This is a genomic window from Halorubrum sp. Ib24 (genome assembly GCF_002252745.1).
In the GTDB taxonomy this organism is placed as follows: Archaea; Halobacteriota; Halobacteria; order Halobacteriales; family Haloferacaceae; genus Halorubrum.
In genome coordinates this window covers 93,433-108,739 of sequence record NZ_NHOX01000028.1, presented here as the reverse complement: position 1 = coordinate 108,739, position 15,307 = coordinate 93,433, and the positions used below count along the sequence as shown (strand labels likewise).

General features: G+C 63.7%; 17 protein-coding genes. 9 read left to right on the top strand and 8 right to left on the bottom strand.

Going from position 1 to position 15,307, the window contains the following annotated elements; genetic code table 11:
- Positions 1 to 14 precede the first annotated feature (14 nt).
- The 5 genes from DJ82_RS07600 to DJ82_RS07580 all read right to left on the bottom strand — a co-directional run bounded on the left by DJ82_RS07600 (position 15) and on the right by DJ82_RS07580 (position 5,643).
- Positions 15 to 431, bottom strand: a complete 417-nt coding sequence (locus DJ82_RS07600) for a helix-turn-helix domain-containing protein (protein ID WP_094524480.1) — start codon at positions 429 to 431, stop codon at positions 15 to 17.
- Positions 424 to 855 (bottom strand): helix-turn-helix domain-containing protein, encoded by a 432-nt coding sequence (locus DJ82_RS07595; RefSeq protein WP_094524479.1) that lies wholly within the window; start codon positions 853 to 855, stop codon positions 424 to 426. Before DJ82_RS07595 ends, DJ82_RS07600 begins: the two co-directional genes overlap by 8 nt.
- Positions 856 to 946: 91 nt before the next feature.
- A complete protein-coding gene (locus tag DJ82_RS07590; RefSeq protein WP_094581480.1) occupies positions 947 to 3,373 on the bottom strand; it encodes a PAS domain S-box protein in 2,427 nt (808 codons plus the stop codon).
- A 161-nt stretch (positions 3,374 to 3,534) separates the two neighbouring features.
- Positions 3,535 to 3,900 (bottom strand): DsrE family protein, encoded by a 366-nt coding sequence (locus tag DJ82_RS07585; RefSeq protein WP_094524477.1) that lies wholly within the window; start codon positions 3,898 to 3,900, stop codon positions 3,535 to 3,537.
- Positions 3,901 to 4,020: 120 nt separating this feature from the next.
- Entirely contained in the window at positions 4,021 to 5,643 is a 1,623-nt protein-coding gene (locus DJ82_RS07580) for a methyl-accepting chemotaxis protein (RefSeq protein ID WP_241881460.1), read from the bottom strand.
- Between the two features lie 255 nt (positions 5,644 to 5,898).
- Between DJ82_RS07580 and DJ82_RS07575 the strand changes: the two genes are divergently transcribed.
- Positions 5,899 to 6,204: a putative quinol monooxygenase gene (locus DJ82_RS07575; RefSeq protein ID WP_094581478.1), complete on the top strand. Its 306-nt coding sequence runs from the start codon at positions 5,899 to 5,901 to the stop codon at positions 6,202 to 6,204.
- A gap of 35 nt (positions 6,205 to 6,239) precedes the next feature.
- Here the strand turns inward: DJ82_RS07575 and DJ82_RS07570 are convergent, their stop codons facing one another.
- The gene (locus DJ82_RS07570; protein ID WP_241881459.1) at positions 6,240 to 7,022 is read right to left on the bottom strand and encodes a methyl-accepting chemotaxis protein; all 783 of its coding nucleotides are present in this window, start codon (positions 7,020 to 7,022) and stop codon (positions 6,240 to 6,242) included.
- Between the two features lie 78 nt (positions 7,023 to 7,100).
- Between DJ82_RS07570 and DJ82_RS14795 the strand changes: the two genes are divergently transcribed.
- The 3 genes from DJ82_RS14795 to DJ82_RS07565 all read left to right on the top strand — a co-directional run bounded on the left by DJ82_RS14795 (position 7,101) and on the right by DJ82_RS07565 (position 8,762).
- A complete protein-coding gene (locus DJ82_RS14795) occupies positions 7,101 to 7,241 on the top strand; it encodes a hypothetical protein (RefSeq protein WP_158217296.1) in 141 nt (46 codons plus the stop codon).
- Between the two features lie 22 nt (positions 7,242 to 7,263).
- Entirely contained in the window at positions 7,264 to 7,410 is a 147-nt protein-coding gene (locus DJ82_RS14790) for a hypothetical protein (RefSeq protein WP_158217295.1), read from the top strand.
- A 260-nt stretch (positions 7,411 to 7,670) separates the two neighbouring features.
- Positions 7,671 to 8,762: a PAS domain-containing sensor histidine kinase gene (locus tag DJ82_RS07565; protein WP_094581477.1), complete on the top strand. Its 1,092-nt coding sequence runs from the start codon at positions 7,671 to 7,673 to the stop codon at positions 8,760 to 8,762.
- A 263-nt stretch (positions 8,763 to 9,025) separates the two neighbouring features.
- Here DJ82_RS07565 and DJ82_RS07560 read toward each other — a convergent pair whose 3' ends face one another.
- Positions 9,026 to 9,382 carry a YbjQ family protein gene (locus tag DJ82_RS07560; RefSeq protein ID WP_094581476.1) on the bottom strand — a complete coding sequence of 119 codons (357 nt, stop codon included), beginning with the start codon at positions 9,380 to 9,382 and terminating at the stop codon, positions 9,026 to 9,028.
- Between the two features lie 196 nt (positions 9,383 to 9,578).
- Here DJ82_RS07560 and DJ82_RS07555 point away from each other — a divergent pair, with 196 nt between their 5' ends.
- The 3 genes from DJ82_RS07555 (at position 9,579) to DJ82_RS07545 (ending at position 11,988) form a co-directional block, all read left to right on the top strand.
- Positions 9,579 to 10,493: an alpha/beta fold hydrolase gene (locus tag DJ82_RS07555; RefSeq protein WP_158217294.1), complete on the top strand. Its 915-nt coding sequence runs from the start codon at positions 9,579 to 9,581 to the stop codon at positions 10,491 to 10,493.
- Positions 10,494 to 10,615: 122 nt separating this feature from the next.
- The gene (locus DJ82_RS07550; protein WP_158217293.1) at positions 10,616 to 11,437 is read left to right on the top strand and encodes a CPBP family intramembrane glutamic endopeptidase; all 822 of its coding nucleotides are present in this window, start codon (positions 10,616 to 10,618) and stop codon (positions 11,435 to 11,437) included.
- Between the two features lie 80 nt (positions 11,438 to 11,517).
- Entirely contained in the window at positions 11,518 to 11,988 is a 471-nt protein-coding gene (locus DJ82_RS07545) for a sensor domain-containing protein (RefSeq protein ID WP_158217292.1), read from the top strand.
- Between the two features lie 596 nt (positions 11,989 to 12,584).
- On the opposite strand, the gene DJ82_RS07540 is transcribed toward DJ82_RS07545, so the two are convergent.
- Positions 12,585 to 13,040, bottom strand: a complete 456-nt coding sequence (locus DJ82_RS07540) for a DUF5518 domain-containing protein (protein WP_143420525.1) — start codon at positions 13,038 to 13,040, stop codon at positions 12,585 to 12,587.
- A gap of 784 nt (positions 13,041 to 13,824) precedes the next feature.
- On the opposite strand from DJ82_RS07540, the gene DJ82_RS07535 reads away from it, so the two are divergent.
- On the top strand, positions 13,825 to 14,394 hold the full coding sequence (locus DJ82_RS07535) for a hypothetical protein (protein ID WP_094581472.1): 570 nt from the start codon (positions 13,825 to 13,827) through the stop codon (positions 14,392 to 14,394).
- An 88-nt stretch (positions 14,395 to 14,482) separates the two neighbouring features.
- Entirely contained in the window at positions 14,483 to 15,166 is a 684-nt protein-coding gene (locus DJ82_RS07530; protein WP_094524464.1) for a helix-turn-helix domain-containing protein, read from the top strand.
- Positions 15,167 to 15,307: the final 141 nt, after the last annotated feature.

The following is a 15,307-nucleotide window of genomic DNA, read 5'->3' as shown; positions in this document are numbered from 1 at the left end:
CTGTGAAAACTGCGCTACTCTGACACAACCGCGTTGAGCGCGGCCGACCGCCAGCGGTCGACCGCCCGCGCGACGACGTCGTCGCTCGATCCGACGGCGGAGTACTGGTAGACGTGCCCGCCCGCATCGAGTAGGCGACGGTTCCGCGTCACCAGTCCCACCTCTCGGAGCCGGTTCAGCGACCGGTTCACGTTGCTACGGTCGCGGTCGAGGTCGTCTGCGAGCTCCCGGGTGGTGGATCCCGGCGACTCGGCGACCGCGTCGTACGTCCGGACGTCGTGGCCGCCGAGCCCGAACACGGTGCGGAGCACCTCCTCGCGGGAGGGCTCCTCCACTGCGAGCCCGTCGTCCCGGTCCGACCGGCCACCGGTCCCGCGCGTCGCGAGAGCGTCTGCGGTCGCGCTGCCGCCGCGGTCGGAGCGACTACTCATCGGCGACCTCCTCCCCGCCGGGGCGACCCGGGAGACGCGGGCCGGCCGGCTCCCGCGGACGGTCGACTACATCGCCGGCGAGATGCTCGCGACCCCACCTGAGCATCGGATCGAGGACCGACTCTAGTTCCCGCCCGCGGCGGGTCAGGGTGTACCGGACCCGGACCGGCTTCTCGCTGACGACCTCTCGGTCGACGAGCCCCTCTGATTCGAGCGTCGAGAGGCTGTCCGAGAGCATCTTGTTCGACACGTCGTCGATCGCCGCCCCGAGCTCGCTGAACGTGTGCGGCTCCCCGTTCAGCAGTTGGGTGAGGATGACCGGATGCCACTTGTGACCCAAGACGTCGGCGACCTCGATGAGGAGGCGCTGCGTGCGCTCGTGTGAGCCGTCGAGACGGGATATCGGGATCGGTTCGGTGCTCATGGTTCTGGGGTCACTCCCCAGTAGTATGGTCACCCACGCTACGTGTCTCGGTGGAGGGGTACCGAGACACATAGGGTCCCGGGTCACTCCGTCACTCTCGCTCGTCGTCGACGAACGACGAGACGAGGGTGTGCTCCGCCGCGCGCAGGTGCTGGTGCAGCGTCGCCGAGGCGATACCGAGGCTCTCGGCAACCTCTTCGGCCGTGTGCCTACGGGGCCAGTCGTAGTATCCCTCCTCGTAGGCCGTCTCCAGTACCGACCGCTGCCTGTCGGTGAGGCCCGCCGCGCCGTCTATCGGGACCGGGAGGTCCGCCCTGCGGGTCGGGGTCTGGCGCTTGGCGACCAGTTCGACGCCGTCCCAGTGCTCCGAGAGCGTGTCGAGTACGCGCGTAACGTCCTCGTCGCTTGGGACCTCGGCCATCAGTCTCGTGTCGCCGTCGCTCGCGTGTAACGACACCAGACTGAACCCGGCCTCGGCAAGCAGCCCCGGTGGGGCGCCCGCCACCGTGATCTCGACGACGCACGTCGCGCCGCGACGCTCGACGAGGCGACACTCTCGGACCGCGGGGTAGTCGTCGAGAAACGCGCGGATCTCGGCGAAGTCGCCGTGGGTGATCCGCGTCTCGTAGGCGTGGGCGTCGCCCGCGTCGGTGACGCTCCCGAGGTGATCACACCGGCAGTCGAACGCCGCTGAGAGATCCCCAAGCGGGCTTTCGAAGGAGAACTCCAGTTCGACGGAGTCGCTCTCGATCAGCGTGTTCCGGCGCCGGTCGGCGATGATCGCGAACCCGAGCGTCTCACCGAGCAGTTCGAGGCCGCTCTGCGTCGCCTCGGCGAACCCGCTCTCTTCGGCCCCGGCCACGGCGAGCACGCCGAAGCGTTGGCGGCCGCAGGCGACGGGGACCGCCGCGGCGATGGACTCGTCGTCCGCGACCGACTCGGCTTCGTCACGGCTCTCGGACTCGAAGCGTCGGCGCTCGACGACCGCGGTGTCAGCGTCGTGTGCCTTCCGGACCAGTCGGCGCGCGAACGGCGACGTGAGGAACGACTCCTCGTCGGTCTCGCTGAACGAGCCCGTCGCGACCGCACTGGAGTCGATCGTCACGGCGTCGGCGTCGTCTCTCGTCTCCACGGTCGCGATCCACGCCGCCTCGTACAGCGACGAGCCGGCGAGTTCGTCACAGACCGACTGCCTGACCGCCGCACCGCTGGTCGCTCGCAGGACCGAGCGAATGACCTCGGTGACGAGGGTGTTGAATCGGTCCGCCGCCGCCAACTCCTCGCGGCGGCGCTCCAGTTCGCTCCGCCGGGTCCGGAGTCGTTCCTCGCGCTCCGCACGGGTGAACGCCGAACGAACGACGCCGGCGAACAGCTCGATCAGCCGGACGTCGACCGCCCCCATCGGTGCCTCGCGGTCGAAGGCGCTGAGGACGCCGAACTCGCCGAGCGGCACGTGGACTTCGGCCCGACACGGGTCGTCCGTGTACGCCTCGTCGGTCGGCGACCCGTTCCGGACGGTCTCCCCGCTCCGGTACGCCGCGCCGGCGTTCGACGATTTGAGGTCGTACGCGAGCGCCGACTCGACGAGCTCCGCGGCCGCGTCCGACGTGACCGTCCGAACCAACTCGTTGGCGTCGGCGTCGTACAGTCTGACGCAGGCGATTTCGTGGCCGAGGATATCGACGACGGTCCGGATCGCGATCCGGCTCACGTCGTCGCGGTCGGTCGCGGCGAGGAGGTCGCGGCTCGCCTCGGTCAACCCCGTGAGCCGGCGTTCCCGGCGACGCTCCTCGCTCACGTCGCGAGCGACGCAGACGAACTCGCCGTCCTCCAGTCCCGTCACCGACGCTCGGACGGGCACGTCGTCGCCGTCTTCCCGCGGGACGGTTAACTCCCCCCGCCACTCGCCCGACTCGGCGACCGAGGGTCGGCAGTCGAGTTCGAATCGGTCCGGATTCGCGTACAGTGCGCCCCACGTCGCACCGGCGATAGCCTCCGGGTCGTCGTACCCGAACAGCGAGGCGTACGCCTCGTTCGCGTGGACGACCGCACCCTCGCCGTCGAGCACGGCGACCCCGTCGTCGGCCGCGGCCATCGCCGCCGATCGACGGCGCAGCTCCCGCTCGCGCTTCGTACGCGCCGATGCGTCCCGCACGATCGCGAGTATCCGGTCGTCTCCATCGAACCGGACGGTCGTCGCGGTGACGTCGACGGCGACGACTTCGCCGTCCCGCGTGTGACACGACAGCTCCGCGGTGAACCCGCTTCCGCTGTCACGGACGCGTTCGACGAACTCCTCGAACACCTCGTAGTCGTGCGGATGGATGTCCGGCGGTCCGAGTGCGAGGAGACGCTCCCGATCGTATCCGAGCAGTTCGCAGGCCCGGTCGTTACAGCGGAGGATGCGGTTCGCCTCGGAGTCGATGACGAGGACCGCGTCCGGGGTGTGCTCGAACAGGCGCTCGAAGACGGTGGCTTCGTCGCCCGACGCGGTACCGGATTCGGAGGTCCCCGTCATGGCGTCGGAGCGCGCCGGGACGCGAGGCGTGAGTGGATCATTCGAACGTCTCTCGTCTGATTCGTTCGGTGCGCTCGCTTAAGAAACCAGCCGCACGAGAGGGTCGCCGCTCCGATGGGACGGCGGACCTGCCCCTCGTCCACAACGGGGTCGGTCCGGCCTCACGACATCGTGAGCAGTTCGTATCCGTCGTCGACGAGGGCCGCGACGTCCGGTCCGTGTTCTTCTCCGGCCGTTCCGAGAAGAGGAATGCCCTCCGTTCGACAGCCCGACGTCGCATTGAACGCGGCCGCGCAGAACGCGCAGGCGGCGATCTCGACATCGCCGGCCACTGCCCGGTCGAGGTTGTCGCGAAGCGGGTGGTCGGCTCGCGTCGCCAGTTCGCCGGGCCATCGGGTCGCCCGGCCGTCGAGGTACACCCGCACGTCGTGGCCGTCGTCGGCGAGCCGGAGCGCGTACTCCACCCCGTTAAGCGCGCTCCCGGTCCTGTCGGGACCGGCGCTGAGCAACACCGCGTACTTTCCCATACGGGCCCGCAGGTGCGTTCAATATAAACCCTATCGGGGGACTCAGTTACCTCGTTACGACCCAGTTACCGGCGAGGAGAGGGCCGGAGACCGAGACATACCGCGCCAACCAGCGCGGCGTCAGTCGTCGGCCGCCGACGGCGCGTCACTGCGTTGCCCCTCGGCCGACGGTATGTCGCCCCGGTCACGGGTCCGGAACGTCGCGAGCGACTCGCGGAGGCGGGTCGTCCGATCCGCTAGGCCCTCCACCTTCTCGGAGACGCGGTCCGAGGAGACGGCCTGCTCCTCGGCGGCGGCCGCGACCGACGAGGCGTTCGTCGAGGTCCGCTGGCTGATCTCGGCGACGTCGTCGACCGATGTCGTCACGTCGTTGACCGCACGGGCCTGCTCGTCCATCGCGTCGGATATCTCCTTGACCCCGTCGTCCGCCTCGGTGATTCGGTCGTCGATGTCGGCGAGCGCGGCTTCCGCCGCCTCCACAGTGTCGACGCCCGCGTCGATCCGCTCCTGGATCGCCGCCATCTCCGTCACGCTCTCGTCGGTCCGCTCTTCGAGCTCCGCGATGAGCGACTCGACCTCCGCGGCGGCCTCGCTCGTCTCCTCTGCGAGGCTCTTCACCTCTTCCGCGACGACGCCGAACCCGGAGCCCGCCTCGCCCGCCCGCGCCGCCTCGATCGAGGCGTTCAACGCCAGCAGGTTCGTTTGGTCGGCGATCTCCGTGATCGTGTCGACGATGACGCCGATGCGCTCCATCCCGTCTTCGAGCTGACTGACGGTCTCCGTGGCGGACCGGGAGCGCTCCTCGACGGCGTGGAGCTCCTCGACGGCGCGCCGCGTCGCCGACCGCCCCTCGTCGCTGAGTTCGGTGGCTCGCTCGGAGGTCGCGGCGACCTGCTCGGCCGAGACGGCGACCTCTTCCGTGGTCGAGGACATCGTCTCCATCTCGCCGGCGATCTCGACGAGCCGATCGTTCTGCTTCTCCGCGCCGGCGGATATCTCGTCAATCGACCCGCTCGTCTCGCGGGCGGCCGCGGCGACCTCCTCCGCGCTCGTCGTCATCGCGTCGCTCGCGTCCGCCACTTCGCCGGCGAAGCGGCGCACGTCGGAGACGGTGGTCTCGAGCTCCGACAGCGCCTCGTTGAACGCGTCCGCGATCTCGCGGAGCCCCTCCGGGTCGTCGCGTTCGACCGAGAGCCGGGCGGTCAGGTCGCCGTCCGCGGCCTCTCCCATCGTCCCCGCGAAGGCCTCGGCGCGGGTTTCCAGGGCGTCGGCGAACCGCTCCGTCTCGCGTTTCGCCTCGCGGGCGCGCTCGCGCTCCGCTTCCACGTCCTCGATCCGGGATCTGAGCGCGGTTCGCATCGCGCCGAACGACTCGTAGAGCCGGCCGATCTCGTCGTCCGTCTTCGGTTCGAGGTCGACGTCGAGGTCGCCGTCTTCAAGCGCCTCCGCCCGTCGACCGAGTTCGTCGAGTTCGCGGATCGTCGGGCGGGCGAGTCCCACCCTGACGGCTCCGAGACCGACGACGGCGACGGCGATGATCAGGAGGATGTTCCGGGTTACGGCCGCGTGCGCGGCTGGGTCGACGACCCCGGCCGTCTGCCGGATCGTAAACAGGCCCGTCACAGCGATCGCGGCGATGACGAAGGCGATCGAGAGGCCGAACTTGACGAGCCGGTTCTGTTCCACCACGGCGGGGACGAGTCTGCTTCGAACCGCTCCGCGGCGGCTTTGATCCGACGTCACGCACCCCACCTCCACCGACGGTCAAGCGGGACGCAACCTGTGATCTGTCGCGAGTCCATGTGGGTGGCTGTGACGGTCTTCGATTTAATTCGTCGGTGCCGATTATCAATCACGGGTCTCACGCGTAACGCGGACGTAACGGGATTTCTTGCGGCTCACGTTGGCGTTTGCCTCGCGAGCCGTTACTTCCGTCTGCCCGAGTCGAACGCCCTCGCGACGGGGGTTTATTCGTCGCGGCCGACGAGCGGGGATCGCATGATCGTGTTACACGCAGTCTTCCCGCTGGACCCGGACAAGCGCGCCGAGGCGCTCGAACTGATCGCCGACCTCGCAGAGCAGTCCCGCGCCGAGCCGGGCGTGATCGACTACCGACCGGCGACGGACGTGGACGATCCGAACGTCGTCCGGTTCTTCAAGCAGTACGAGGACGAGGCCGCGTTCGAGGCGCACTCGCAGACCGACCACTTCCAGGAGTTCGAGGCGGCGTTGCCCGACCTGCTCGCCGGCGAGCCGGAGGTCACCCGGTTCGAGGTCGACTCGGCGACCGAGATGGAGCTGTGAGGCGAGCGTAGCCGGTTGCCCGGGGCCGGACGAAATTATCGACCCGTCGCCTCATCCGTTCGATCGTTCAGCTCGTTCGCCTGACTGATCGCGTCGATCACGTCTCGAGCGATGTCGTCGAGGTTGTCCGCGTACGCCTGCGTCGTCTCGGTCACTTGGTCGACGTTCTCCGACGTCCGAACCGCGCTGTCGGCGATCCCGTGGAGGTCGTCAACCGCGTCCGTGATCGACGCCGCCGCGGTGTCGGTACGCGTGTCGACCGTTTCGATCTGATCTATCGTCTCGTCTGCGGTCGATCGCACCTCCTCAACGGTCGCCTCGATCTCCGTCGCGCGCTCCTGTGCCTGTTCGGCCAAGTCCTTGACCTCGTCCGCCACGACAGCGAAGCCGGAGCCCGCCTCACCCACGCGAGCGGCCTCGATCGAGGCGTTCAACGCGAGCATGTTCGTCTGGTCGGCGATCTCGTTCAACATCCCGACGATGTCGTCGATCTCGGTGACCGTCTCGCGGAGGGTCTCCAACTTCTCTTCGGCCGCGGCGGCCGCGACCTTCGCTTCGTCGACATCGGCGTTCGCCTCCCGAGCCGATCCACGTGCCGTCTCCGCCAGCGAAGCCGTGTCAGAACTGGACGCGTTCGCCTCCGCGGCGCCGCGAGACAGCGACTCGATCGCGTCGCTCGACTCGCTCAACTCCGTCCCGATCTCCGAGAGGAGCTTCGCGTGCTCGGCCGTGAGCGTCGAGAGCGGGGTCTTCCCGTCTCGATCCGCCGCCCTGTCCGATCCTCCGCTTCCGTTGTGATCGCGTGATTGTCGACTCATGAGTGTGCGTCGGCCGAGGCGGTTGGCGTACACTTCCGCGGGGGCTATTTAATCGTGGTCCGCACATTATCAGATACGATGTCAGACCACGATCACGACGACGGCGATATCCACGCCTGTGACTGCGGCGCGACGTTCGACACGCTCGACCAGCTGAAAGATCACGCCAAAGAGAATCACCCCGACGCGTACGAGGAGAACTTCGGGGACGAAGCGTAGAGCTGGACCAACGGATCGAGCCATGAGCGGAGACGCTACCTGTCCGACCTGCGGTCGAGAAACGGAGAGCAGGCTCGCGATCATCGAGCCATCGGAGCTGAAAGATGAGCGCGAGTACTGTCTCACCTGCGAGACGTTCGTCGACGACGACGCTCGGAAGCCGGAATAAATCCAGTGTTCGCGATGCCGTGGTACCACGGGGAGTCGCGACACCCGGGACGAGCCGAACCGTCGCCTCGAGAGGGGCACCGGCGATCGGCCGGCGCGAGTGACTCCCGCCCGTCGGGCCTGTGAAATATTATCTCACCCGAGGACGAACCTGCTTCAGAGTGACGGAAAACAGGCTTTCCGCCGCGGGGAGTGATATGCCGTCGTGCGGCCCGATCGACCGAATGAGACACTGGAATTTCAGACGAGGACAGCCGATACATGGGTAACGAACCGACGGGGGGTAGAGACGTCGAAGCGAGCGAAAACGGTGGCGGCCGGTCGTCCGTCGAGGAGCGGTACCGAAAGGTATTCGAGCACAACAACGTCGCCGTCATGATCGTCGACTTCGGGACCGAGTCGTTCGTCGACGTCAACCCGAGGGCGTGCGAGCTGCTGCGATACTCCCGCGAAGAGCTCCTGTCGATGGACCCCGAAGCCATCCACCCAGACGACATCGCTCGGGTCCGCGAGGAGTTTATTTCACAGGTCAAAACGGAAGGAACCGGCTTCACCGACGACCTGACGTGCCTGACGAAGGACGGAGACGAGGTCCCGACGGAGATATCCGGAGCGGCGCTGGAGCCGGCAGACGGGGGCGATGCCGCGGCGGACGCCGAACCGAAGCAGATGGTCGCGATGCTCCGGGACGTGTCTGATCGCGTCCGGAACCGCCGGCAATTAGAAGAGAAGGTCGAGCGGCTCGACCGGTTCGCCGGTATCGTCTCACACGACCTCCGAAATCCCCTCTCAGTGATTCAGGGGCACGCGGAGCTCGCCAGACAGACCGGCGGTTCGGAGCATTTCGACGCGATCGAGAACGCCGCCGATCGCATGGAAGAGATGCTGTCGGAACTCCTCCAGCTCACCCGGGAAGGCGACTTGATTCACGAGCGGACCGAAGTCGATCTGGCGGCGGTCGCGCAGACCGTCTGGGTCGACTGCGACATGGCGCCGGCGACGCTCGAGATCGAGTCCTCGACGACCCTTCGAGCGGACCGAGACCGATTCCACGAGCTTTTCGTAAACCTCTTCGAGAACGCCAGCGACCACGGCGGGTCGTCGGTGGCTGTTCGGGTCGGAACGCTCGACGGGTCGGACCGGAGTGGCTTCTACGTCGAAGACGACGGGGCGGGTGTCCCGGCGGACGAGAGGAACGACGTCTTCGAGTGGGGTCATACGACGACGGGAGACGGAACGGGGTTCGGGCTGGCGATCGTCGCCGAAATCGCGGAGGCCCACGGCTGGGAGATCGGAGTCGGAGCGTCAGCGAGCGGCGGAGCCCGGTTCGAAGTCAGCGGAATTGACCTCTGACGCGGGCTCGGACACCTCGACGCGGACGGACGCACCGCTGCCGCAAATGTCGTGAACTCGCGGCGAACGTGTCCCTTCCGTGACTGTCCGCGACATATATGTCTCGTTAATGGGTATCTCTCGGTTACTCGAGAGAGCGGTCACGGGCGTCTGTGTATTCGAACTGGACCGGCGAGAGAGTTTTTTCAATACTAATTGATAGTTGAGACCGGTGCTCTCAATGCATATAGATCGTAGGCCGGGACAGAGCGACAGGGAGTCTTTTAAGCGAGTTTGACAGCTGTGCCGTAGGCGATCACTTCCGACGCGCCCTGGGTGACCTCCGACATTTCCATGCGGACGTTCACGACGGCGTCCGCTCCCATCTCAAGTGCGTCCGCTTCCATCCGCTCGATGGCCTGATCTCGGGCATCGGCAAGCAACGTCGAGTAGGACTTGAGTTCGCCGCCAGCGAGATTCCGAATCCCCTGGGTGATATCGCGTCCCACATTCCGTGCTCGGACAGTGTTGCCCCGGGCGATACCGAGCACCTCCACAATCTCGTGGCCAGGGACCGTCTCGGTCGTGACGGTGGCGACAAGTGACTGCTCTACATCTGTCAAAACGGCTTCTGAGGACATATCTACCGCTAAGAGGGGGGCAGAGATGATAAACCAGTAGTGACCCATGCGTTCACCTAGCGCGGCTACGGCCTCGATAGAGGCGGGCAGGTCGCTATGCGAACCAGTGGCCACGCAACTATATCGCGTCACCCGACGTGTCACTAGTATGAATACACGACCTCGCTCTGGTCGCGAACCCGCTGCCACTGATAGCATGGAGTTTTCCGAGCAATCTGCTGGCTCGGTCGACGGCGGTATTCGACCTGCCAGGGTGTCTCGGTTCGGGGACCTCTACGACGACGCCATCAGCGTACTCCTCGATGTCCCCGTTACCGACCGGTGGATCGAGACCAGAACAGGCCGAACGCACGTCCTGACTGCTGGGGATGCAACTGCACCGCCGGTAGTGGTGTTCCAGGGCGGCAACGTCACGAATCCGGTGACCCTCGCGTGGGTTCAGGAACTTTCCAGCGAGTACTACCTCATCGCGCCGGATACGCCCGGACAGCCCGGCTGGAGCGACCCGCACGAACCCGACGAGTACGGTCCGTGGGTCGTCGACGTGCTCGATGACCTCGGAATCGATCGGGCAGCGATGATTGGGGTCTCTCACGGTGGGGGAGTTCTCTTGGAGGCGGCAGTTCACGCCCCTGACCGAATCGCTGCATCCGTACTGGTCGCTCCCGCAGGGTTCGGTACTCCCCTCTCGTCGGCTCTCGCCCGAATCGTCGTTCTGTCGCTGGCGTATCGAGTCGTCCCACGACGAGGGCTATTGAGCCGTGCCCTGGCCCCGATGTTCAGCGATTCGATAGAAACTGTCGACGACGTCGTCATCGAGACTGTCGGGCAAGCACTCCGGACGGGCGATCTTCAGGCTTCATTCCCCGGTCCGGACGACCTGGCAGACCTGGGCGCGTTCGACACGCCGACCCTAGTCATCTTGAGCGAACGGGACCCGTTCTTCCCGGCGAGTCGAATTCGTCCGCGTGTCGAGCAGACGTTACCAGCACTCGTCGAGTGTATCACCCTGGCTGGCGAACGGCACTTCCTCTCGCTACCAGGCCAAGAACGTGTAACCGACCATATTCGGGGATTTCTGGATGAACGGTTTGGCCCTGACGAGGAGTGAGCTTCCCGCTCGAGATACCCATCTTGTCGTTGTCGGACGGCATGGATGGTGAAGACCGAGTATATAAAACACGGATGGGTACTGTGCGAGAACACTTGTGCTGTTCAGACGTCTCTATTCATATGACAACCTTCGTCGAGCGTCGCCCGCTGAGCTTCGCGGTCGGAACCCTCGGGTTCATCGTCGCCTTATTCATCGCCACGCGATACATACTGGGCGCCGTATTCCCGAGCCTCACGCTCGATGGCATCTCCTTGATCACGAACTGGATCTTGGTCGCATTCGTCATCGGGCTCGTCGCGTGGCTCGGCTGGTGGGGCAAGATCCGCTTGGCCGCACCGGTCAATCGCCGTGCGCTGGTGTATCTCGTGCCGCTATTCGGGTTCGTGGCCCTCCCGTTCGCGTTCGGAATCGCCATTCCCGACGTTTCGCTCACTGAGGGCGCGACATTATCCGGATGGGTCGCGTTGCTCGTCATCGTCGTCGGGAGCGCACTGGGTGCTGGTCTCAGCGAAGAACTCCTCTACCGAGGAGTGTTACTCCGCGCCCTCGAATCGAAGGGGCGATTGTTCGCCGCCCTCGTGACTGCAGCACTGTTCGCGCTATCCCACGTCTCGCAGGTGATATTCGGTGCATCGGTCGGTGACTGGCTGATCGGGGTCGTCCTGATGATTCCGATGGCGATCGGCCTGGCAGCTGTTGCGTTCCGACTGGGGAGCCTCTGGCCGCTCGTCGTCTGGCACGTCGCGGCCGACATCACGCTTCCGCTGGTCCCCGCCACAATCGGTGCTGAGGAAACGACGACGTTCATACTCGCGTATCTCGGCCTGTCAGTCGTGGTCGGTCTGATGGGGATGTGGCTCCTCTGGCAGGACCGGCGTGCCGCCCAAGCTGGTGGTGAAGCTGAGATCAGTCCTGATGCTGTCGAACGGCCATCTGGATAGAACTGGGGTACAAAGTTATACCACAAAACATCATTGCACGAACTGTTAGCACGTCCGAGGATCGCCGACAGCAGTCACTATTGAGTCAGACGCTCGGATCAGTTATCCGCCCCCGAACATACCGAAATCTCCTCTATCTCCTGCTGACGTTCCCCTTAGGAAGACTGTATTTTGTCGTCCTAACAACTGGATTGACACTCGCCATCGGACTCGTGGTTACGCTACTCGGAATTCCGCTCTTGATCGCTGTCGTAATTGGGAGTCGCCGGCTGGCCTCGTTTGAACGCCGCCTTGCAAACAACCTCCTTGGGCTTGCTATTCAAGCACCCGACGATATGGAGACCGGGGTGGACGAGGGTATCTGGTCGCGAGCGAGGACTCGCTTGACGGCGCGTTCAACTTGGGTGGGGCTTTGCTATCTGCTTTTGAAGTTCCCGGTCGGCATCGCGTCCTTTACTCTCGTAGTGACGACACTGACCGTCTCAATCGGGTTGCTCACGGCACCACTCACCTATTCCCTCGTTGAAGACGGCATCCAACTCGGCGTCTGAAGGATTGATACATTACCGGAAGCGATCGTAGCGGTTCCTATCGGCATTATTGCCCTCGGGATTACCACCTACATCCTAAACCAGGCCGCACGATTATCGGGCCGAACTGCTACAGTGTTTCTCGAAACACAGTGAGCCCTCGCGGATGATCGCCGACGAGAGTGGGGAAACATCGTGGCACCGTACTAAGCCTCGGTTTCGCCACTACAGACACTCTTCCGAACAGCTATTGAGTTCAGTTGGGAACTATTATTCTAGAAGCATCTTCGGAGAGTTCCGCGTGCCACCAAGCGTCCTTACACTCTCCGAGATGTCACGGCCGAACCAGAGACGTACGGTACAGGGGTGGTACCGTCCCGTCGTATCCATCCAGTTTCCATATACTGGTACCGTCGCAGAAAGGTTTCAACCCCTAGTGCTGTCTACTCGCTGGCGTTGTCTTCGGGTTGGTGTCGCGATAACTACGACTCTCATGAAGGCTGCGTGAACCCCCGATAGCCGGAAAGGGGAACCAAGAATATTCGGAACGGGAGTAGTAGTATTTTCGGGCGAAGACGGGGCCGCCGATATCTGCTAGCCTGAACCCGATCCTCCCTCTATTCGGCGTCACCGAACGTGTTAGCGAACGATGGGTGGGTGCCCAGGTAGGCACCGAGGATGCTCAGGCCGACCATGTACGCCACAGAGATTATCAGCGAGAATGCCAGGGTAGCGACGATGATCGCCGTCAGCCCCGTGGCGCTCCCCAGGAGACTCCAGATGACGATTGCGAACACGGTGATGACCGGGATGGTGGCGAATAGGCCAGCCAAGCCACCAGTTCGAACGGCACTGCTATCCGATCCGCGGTTGAGGTAGCCAGAGACCCCGCCACCGATGACGGGGGAGAACGGCACGAACGACGCGACGATCGTGACCATCGCCCCGAGGATGGCGTTTCCGGTCGTGCTCGGCGATACAATCCCGGTTGCGTCGAAGCGTCGTCGCGCGCGGGTCTGGAACCCGAAGAACGCGATACCAGCCACGACCAGCATCACGCCGGTTAGTGTCAAGCTGACTCCGTTTCCCCAAAATGAAGGCGTAGACCGCGTCGATCAGTTCGGGGTCACTCATCTCAGTCGATGTAATCCGTCCGGAAGCTACCCAGGACGTGACCCGCCCAACGTCCGCGAACCCGGCGAGGAGGTATCCGGCAGCTCCGAAAACCGCTCTGCGAGTACGAGAAACAACGAGATAGCCACATCGAACGTTCTGCTCAGCGGCTGCGTCTGCTCGTCGCGATCCTGTACAACTGTCTCTTCATCAATTGTTGCTCAGGACATACCAATAGATACGATCTGTATGGACACATGGCTCCCGCCGTATCCATCCGTGCCTTATATATTGAGACACAGTAGGACAGTCGGTATTCTCGATGTCGTCCTGAGATTATGGTGCGATTCAGGGACTCATCGAATTGAACTGTGGAACACATCACCCGCCAGAGAAACTTCAGGAACGCCATGTATAGGACGGAATATTGCAAATAGACTCGGCTAGGTAACGAGCACGTGATTATCCTAACTGTACACCACTTACGAATGGGTACGACGAAAGGATGTTGACGTTCGACCGAATATAAGATAGCCAGTATAAATGGCTAATACCATCTTTCAAACGGCATCCTCACGCGGAGATTCACGTCTTGACCTCATAGCCTGATGATATACACGCCCGAATTCGACTCCGAACAGAGTGGACCCGTGACCGACGGGCAGGGTTTCGATGGTCCGTAGACGAGCAAGCGGTAGCAGGGTGCATTCCTCGACGATAGCGTGGTGTGGTACCGGTGCGGTCGTGGGAGTGTTCTGCTGGACCGCCTCGTCGTTGCTGGAACCCGTCGTCTTCGGTACCAGACCATACGATGCGACCGTATTCGACGTCTTCAGGCTACTGGGTTGGACGCTGATGATAGGCGGGGTGATCGGAGTGCCAGCTACTCTCGGCGACCAGTACGGGCGAATTGGCCGAATCGGCCTCGGAGTGGTAGCTTCCGGGATGGTTCTGGTCGCAGGACTACACGTTCGGGCTGTCACCGCGTTGGTGTCGGCTGGCTTCCGGGTAGTGCCCGCAGCCGGAGAGAATACGCTGTTTCTCATTGCTGCATATGGGGGATATAGTCTCGTGGTCGTCGGAGCAGGCTTGCTCGGAATCGGCCTGTGGAAGGATCCTGATCGCCCGACGATTACGGCTGTGCTTCTCGTATTCGCAGCCGTGCTTCCAATGGGGATGCTCCTCCCCTACGACGTTCTGCCGGCGGCGCTGCGAATGCTGTTACTGCAGTCCAATAATCTTCTCGTGCCGTTTGGAGTCGCTTGGACGGCTCTCGGTGGCCTCGTTCACCGTCGCGCACGCCGACAGGACTAAATTGATAATCGTGTGCCGACTCTTCAGCTCTGCTGACACTATACTGCCTCCCGAACAGTTATTCAATCCCATTTAGAATTGTTACTCTATGAGCATATTTGGAGAGTTCCGCGTGCCTCCAAGAGCCCTCGCTCTCTCCGAAACGTTCGATGCCGAGCCGACGACGGTGGTCGAGATCGACCGGCTTGTCGCCTCGGATATGGAGTCTCTGACCCCGTATTTCGTCGTCTCGGGGGTATCGAACGCGGCCTTCGAAACCGCCGCCCGTGCGGACGACTCGATCGACACCCTCCACCGGATGCAAGACGCCGAGAATCTCACTACGTACCGCGCGACGTGGGGTGACCACGTCGAATCCCTCGCCCAAGAGTATACGAGCGATGGAACATCAATCCTCAAAGCCAGGGGAGACGCTAATGGATGGGGTCTCCGAATCCGATTCGACAGCCAGGCACGTATCGGCGAGTTCACCCGTTTCCTCCGTGACCGGGGATTCTCGTTCGACTTGGTGCGCCTCCACGAGATGACCTACGCCAAGACCGGTAGCAGATTCGGGCTCACCCCGAAACAACAAGACGCACTGGTGACGGCCTGGCAGATGGGATACTTCGATCTTCCGCGTGAAGCGTCGATGGCGGCCGTGGCCGAGGAACTGGGTATCACGCCGCAGTCGCTCTCCGACCGCTTGCGCCGGGCCCATCACACGCTCATCGGCGACACGCTACGTGCGGCTATGCCCATCGATCGAGATGGCACCTCAAAAACTGAGTGAACCTTCAGGTCTGAAGATTCGAGTCGTAGCCCGCTCAGTAACAGACACGAGCCACCGGTGACGGCTTCAACAATTACGCGGTCGGGCTTGTTGAAATCTACTGTCGGTGTCAGTATTGGCATGCAAGATACAGAGGATGTA